5 protein-coding genes are annotated in these 3,780 nt (G+C 65.8%); all 5 read left to right on the plus strand.

Annotation, left to right across the window (positions count from 1 at the left end; translation table 11 throughout):
* Positions 1 to 630 (plus strand): translation initiation factor IF-3 (gene infC, locus VFG33_RS27120; RefSeq protein WP_325055792.1); only part of this gene is annotated, 630 nt, incomplete at its 5' end.
* A 24-nt stretch (positions 631 to 654) separates the two neighbouring features.
* Positions 655 to 849, plus strand: a complete 195-nt coding sequence (rpmI, locus tag VFG33_RS27125; protein WP_325055793.1) for a 50S ribosomal protein L35 — start codon at positions 655 to 657, stop codon at positions 847 to 849.
* Positions 850 to 887: 38 nt separating this feature from the next.
* Positions 888 to 1,277: a 50S ribosomal protein L20 gene (rplT, locus tag VFG33_RS27130; RefSeq protein WP_325055794.1), complete on the plus strand. Its 390-nt coding sequence runs from the start codon at positions 888 to 890 to the stop codon at positions 1,275 to 1,277.
* Positions 1,278 to 1,333: 56 nt separating this feature from the next.
* Complete coding sequence (locus VFG33_RS27135; RefSeq protein WP_414672985.1) at positions 1,334 to 2,116, plus strand: TrmH family RNA methyltransferase; 783 nt, start codon at positions 1,334 to 1,336, stop codon at positions 2,114 to 2,116.
* A 111-nt stretch (positions 2,117 to 2,227) separates the two neighbouring features.
* Positions 2,228 to 3,780, plus strand: a 1,553-nt coding sequence (locus VFG33_RS27140; RefSeq protein ID WP_325055796.1) for a GMC family oxidoreductase, incomplete at its 3' end; no start/stop codon positions are given.

Below are 3,780 nucleotides of genomic sequence, written 5' to 3' on the forward strand. Positions count from 1 at the left end.
GGAGGCCCCATCAGCACTGAGACACGCATCAACGAGCGCATACGCGTACCTGAAGTCCGCCTGATCGGACCGGGCGGTGAACAGGTAGGCATCGTGCGCATCGAAGATGCACTCCGCGTCGCCGCGGATGCCGATCTCGACCTCGTCGAAGTTGCTCCCAGCGCTAAGCCGCCGGTCTGCAAGATCATGGACTACGGCAAGTTCAAGTACGAGACGGCACTCAAGGAGCGCGAGTCTCGCAAGAACCAGCAGCAGACCGTCGTCAAGGAACAGAAACTGCGCCCCAAGATCGACGACCACGACTACCAGACCAAGAAGGGTCACGTCGTCCGCTTCCTCGAAGCAGGGTCGAAGGTCAAGGTGACGATCATGTTCCGCGGACGCGAGCAGTCGCGGCCAGAGCTGGGTTACCGCCTCTTGCAGCGGCTGGGCGCTGACGTCGCCGACTACGGCTACGTCGAGACGTCCGCCAAGCAGGACGGCCGCAACATGACGATGGTGCTGGCCCCGCACCGCGGCGCGAAGACTCGCGCCAAGGCGGCGCACGACGCCGACGCGCCTGCTGCACAGCGCGCAACCGTCGAGCCCGCAGCGGAGCCCGCGGCGGCTCAAGATCCGCCCACGACCTGACCAACATTTAGAACTGAGGACAACATGCCCAAGGCCAAGACCCATAGCGGAGCGTCGAAGCGCTTCCGGAAGACCGGCACCGGAAAGATCATGCGGGAGAAGGCTGGCCGACGACACCTGCTCGAGCACAAGGCGAGCAAGCGCACCCGCCGGCTCGACGGTCGCACCGTCGTCGCCCCGAATGACGCCACCCGCGTGAACAAGATGCTGAACGGCTGACCGCAGCCCTCCCCGTCCGTACGAGAATAGGAACTTTCATGGCACGCGTGAAGCGCGCACTAAACGCCCAAAAGAAGCGGCGCACCATCCTCAAGGCCTCCAAGGGCTACCGGGGCCAGCGCTCCCGGCTGTACCGGAAAGCCAAAGAGCAGCAGCTGCATTCGCTGAGCTACGCCTACCGCGACCGGAAGGCTCGCAAGGGTGACTTCCGCAAGCTGTGGATCACCCGGATCAACGCGGCGGCCCGCGCCAATGACATCACCTACAACCGACTGATCCAGGGGCTCAAGGCCGCTGCCGTCGAGGTGGACCGCAAGAACCTGGCCGAGATCGCCGTCAGCGATCCCGCCGCGTTCAGCGCGCTGGTGGAGGTGGCCAAGGCCGCACTGCCCGCGGACGTCAATGCCCCATCCGGAGAGGCCGCCTGAGCCCGGTCGGGGCTGGGGGTCCCCCCGCTTGCGGGGGAGAGCGAAGCGACCGGGGAATCGGCCCCGAGGCGCTCACTGAGCGATCGGACCGCGTAGCGGCCGCGCTCAAGTTGCATCGCACCGCAGGACGACGCCGCGCCGCACGCTTTCTCGCCGAGGGTCCCAACCTCGTCGAGGCCGCGTTGCGGCGCGGTTTGGTGTCAGACGTCCTGGTCACCGAATCCGCTCGCGCCCGGTTCGCCGAGTTGTTGGCGGATGTCCCGCTGCACGTCATTACGGACAAGGCGGCAAAGGCCTTGTCCGACACGGTCACCCCAGTCGGCCTGGTCGCGGTCTGCAGGGTGCCCGAGGTCGAACTGGCCGACGTGCTCCAAGCAGGTCCTCGGCTCGTGCTCATCGCCGTCGAGACGTCTGAACCGGGCAATGCCGGGACGCTCATCCGGATCGCCGACGCCATGGGCGCCGATGCGGTCGTGTTGGCGGGGGACAGTGTCGATCCCTACAACGGGAAGTGCCTGCGTGCTTCGGCGGGCAGCATCTTCGCGCTGCCGGTGCTCGAAGCGCCTGAGCTGCCTGCCTTGATGGCAGCGCTTCGTCAGGCCGGTCTGACGATTCTGGCTACTGGGCTCGACGGCGAATTGCCCTTGCCCGAGGCGGATCTGACTGCGCCGACCGCGTGGATGTTCGGCTCGGAAGCACACGGTCTGTCCCACGACGTCGCCAGTCACGCTGACGCCCGCGTACGCATCCCGATGCGGGGCGGCGCCGAGAGCCTCAACGTCGCTGCCGCCGCGGCGATCTGCCTCTACCAGAGCGCGCTTGCCCAGCAACTCGGCTAGCCAACACGCGTCGTTTAGGCCATCTAAGCGTAGCGGCGGGGTATTCTTCGGCGCTACAGTATGGACGCTATTTGTAATGTCCTTCAGATCGAGCCGAAAACCGGGGAACCGATGACCAGCTACGACTACATCATCGCCGGCGCCGGATCGGCGGGGTGTGTACTCGCGAATCGGCTGTCGGCCGACCCGAACGTCTCGGTCCTTCTGGTCGAGGCCGGTGGACCGGACCGCCATCCGATGCTCCACGTCCCGAAGGGATCTGGGCTGCTGATGGAGAACGAGAAGTACGTCTGGCGTTACCGCACCACACCGTTCGGACCCAACCAGCGACCCGAGTTCTGGACCCGCGGCAAGGTGATCGGCGGGTCGAGCTCCATCAACGGCATGGTGTACAACCGCGGCAACCGGGCTGACTACGACGAGTTGGAACGCCTCGGGAACAAGGGCTGGGGCTGGAACGACATCCTGCCGATCTTCATGTCATTCGAGAACAACGAATTCGGACCGTCCCCCACGCGCGGTGTCGGGGGACCGCTACACGTGTCGGTGGCTCCCGACCAGGATCTGCTGTGCAGCGAGATCGTCAGTGCCGGTACGGGTATCGGCCTTCGTGAGGTTCAGGACATCAACGAATCCGACGAACCGCGCATCGGCTACACCCCGGCGACCATCAGAAGGGGACGTCGAGTCAGCGCCGCCGATGCCTTCCTGAAGCCGGCGAAGCGGCGGAAGAACCTCACGGTCGTCACGAACACCGACGTCCGTCGACTCATCATCGAGCACGACCGGGCCGTCGGGATCGAAGTGGCGACGCCTCACGGTGCCCGTGCGGACTTCCGGGCGAACCGCGAGGTCGTGCTCGCGCTCGGGAGCATGGGAAGTCCGAAACTGTTGCAGCTGTCGGGTATCGGACCCCGCGAGGTGCTCGAAGCGGCCGGAGTTCCGGTACTGCTCGAACGCTCGAACGTGGGCAGGCGGATGCGGGAGCATCGCTGCTTTGCGTTGAAGTTCAGGCTGAACGCGGACTTGGGCTACAACCGAGAGCTGTCCACCGGCGTCGGACAGGCCAAAACCGCCGCCCGGTATCTGGCCACGCGCAAGGGCTCACTGGCGACTCCGACGTTCGACGTGTTGGCGTTCTTGAAGACCGCGCCCGAGGCCGAACGCGTGGACGGGCAGCTGTTGTTGGGGCCCTTCACGATCCCGGCCTACCAGATCGGCGAGCCGGTCTCCATCGAGCGCGAGCCCGGGCTGTCGTGTCTTGGCTACGCGCTGCGCCCGACGTCGGAGGGGAGCATCGCGATCACGTCGGCAGCTCCCGAGGCTCCACTGCTACTCGATCCGAATTACCTCACCACGGATCACGACCGTGTCACCACCGCAAACCGGCTCCGTAGGACACGCGAGATGTTCGCTCAGTCGCCCATCGCCGATCGGATCGACCACGAGACGTTCCCCGGCCCAGACGTGCAAAGCGACGACGAAATCGCCGATGCCGCACTCGACGGCGGATATACCGGATACCACGCGGTGGGAAGCTGCGCGATGGGCCCCAGTGACGACGACGTCGTCGACGGCCGGCTACGGGTGAGGGGAGTCGACGGGCTGCGGGTCGTGGACTGCTCGGTGATGCCGATCATGTTGGCCGGCAACCTGAATGGGCC

It is taken from the genome of Kribbella sp., assembly GCF_035687465.1.
In the GTDB taxonomy this organism is placed as follows: Bacteria; Actinomycetota; Actinomycetes; order Propionibacteriales; family Kribbellaceae; genus Kribbella.